3 protein-coding genes are annotated in these 1152 nt (G+C 41.0%); 2 read left to right on the forward strand and 1 reads right to left on the reverse strand.

What is annotated here, in order from left to right:
* A partial coding sequence (locus F6J99_RS38325; RefSeq protein ID WP_293121187.1) for a hypothetical protein occupies window positions 1-190 on the forward strand: 190 nt, incomplete at its 5' end.
* Window positions 191-556: 366 nt separating this feature from the next.
* Window positions 557-757, forward strand: a complete 201-nt coding sequence (locus F6J99_RS38330) for a hypothetical protein (protein WP_293121189.1) — start codon at window positions 557-559, stop codon at window positions 755-757.
* Window positions 758-932: 175 nt separating this feature from the next.
* On the opposite strand, the gene F6J99_RS38335 is transcribed toward F6J99_RS38330, so the two are convergent.
* Window positions 933-1152, reverse strand: a 220-nt coding sequence (locus tag F6J99_RS38335) for a hypothetical protein (RefSeq protein WP_293121191.1), incomplete at its 5' end; no start/stop codon positions are given.

Genomic DNA, 1152 nt, shown 5'->3' on the forward strand with positions numbered 1-1152 from the left:
CCGTGATAGAAGCGATTCCTCACTGCCACTTATAGGGGTCAGTTTATATTCCACCAAAGACCAAACTTTTTTATTTTCAAAAGAAGCGCTGAAAAGGATACTTGTGGAGCACGATAACCTCTTTAAAGAAATCGAATTTCAACAGTCAAAAATCTCTACCGAAAGTACGATTGCCATTTGTTATAAATAGTTGAATCATTGGGAATGGGGAATGGTAAATGGGGAATGGTATAGCGCTACGCGCAAGGCAATAGGCAATAGGCATGCTAGCAATAGCTGATTATAATAGCTTTTGCTGCTTTTATAAATGTCCTAACCTTAATGCGTAGTGCTGTACTAAATAAGCCTCCAAGCTATAATTATGAAATATTATTTTTTGACGAACCCCTGAAAGAAACAAGAAACCTTAAGCCGATTCGCTGATCTTAAAATCAAGCCGATTGGTGGATATCGTCAAACCGTAATTTATCAATGGCAAAGGATTAATAGCAGTTCTTAATTGGGTGAGGTACTTTTGTCCTAGGTTTTAGGAAGTAGGGAGTAGGGAAGAAAGAATATGGAAGAGCTAAGAGGTAAAAAAAACTGTGTATATCATAGTTATGAAAAACGCTGTAAATTTAGGGTAAATTTAGTTGCTAAGGAATTTAATTTACTAAAAAAATATAAAAAATTGCCGGTTATTATATTAAGATCTAATCCTAGAGATTACTGCAAAACTAGGACTAAAATTAAGCTAAGCTATCAGCTATCAGCTTAAGCGCTACGCGCACGCTACGCGAACAGCTATCAGCTAATGCGCTACGCGCACGCTACTTGAGGTGGGCAGTGCCGACCAACGGGATGGGCAAGCAAAGGTATCTGTCTGATGCACTGCCCACCCTACATGAACTATGGGGAGGGTTGAGGAGGAAACCGTTAAGAGGGTGGGTAGATTAATCGTAGGAGATTAATCGTTTGGTGGGCAGTGCCGACCAACGGGATGGGCAAGCAAAGGTATCTGTCTGATGCACTGCCCACCCTACATATGCAAAGAGGGAGATACCTTGATTATCTGGGCAAACGAGCAATGCGATCGCGCTGAAATTTTGAGTAGCGGACACCAAGCGCGGGTACTGATTGCTGATGAAAACAACTGCTGTCAAGAAGTGTTTT

Source organism: Moorena sp. SIO4G3 (assembly GCF_010692305.1).
GTDB classification, from domain to species: Bacteria; Cyanobacteriota; Cyanobacteriia; order Cyanobacteriales; family Coleofasciculaceae; genus Moorena; species Moorena producens_A.

What these genes read in the sequence shown, in the direction of transcription:
- F6J99_RS38330 (WP_293121189.1), top strand. Translation starts at nt 557, where the DNA reads ATGGAAGAGCTAAGAGGTAAAAAAAACTGTGTATATCATAGTTATGAA.